We start from the raw sequence: 210 nt of genomic DNA, 5'->3' as shown, positions 1-210 counted from the left end.
TTTGACCTGGAGGTTCGCCGGCACTGCCCCAAAGCGCGCGTGGTCTACGACCTCTTCCATGTGGTGGCCAAATATGGCCGAGAGGTGATTGATCGGGTCCGCGTTGACGAGGCTAATCGGCTACGCCACGACAAGCCTGCTCGTAAGGTCATCAAGCAAGCGCGATGGCTACTGCTACGCAATCCACAGAATCTGAAAACGCCGGAACAA

At 57.1% G+C, this 210-nt stretch carries 1 protein-coding gene; it reads left to right on the top strand.

Features of this window, described 5'->3' with window-relative positions; translation table 11 throughout:
* Nucleotides 1-210, top strand: a 210-nt coding sequence (locus PVZ78_RS03735) for a transposase (RefSeq protein ID WP_273828245.1), incomplete at both ends; no start/stop codon positions are given.

The sequence above is a fragment of the Pseudomonas sp. SBT1-2 genome (assembly GCF_028640875.1).
GTDB classification, from domain to species: Bacteria; Pseudomonadota; Gammaproteobacteria; order Pseudomonadales; family Pseudomonadaceae; genus Aquipseudomonas; species Aquipseudomonas chlororaphis_I.
The sequence above is the reverse complement of the archived record's forward strand: the minus strand, read 5'-3'. Positions and strand labels throughout refer to the sequence as shown.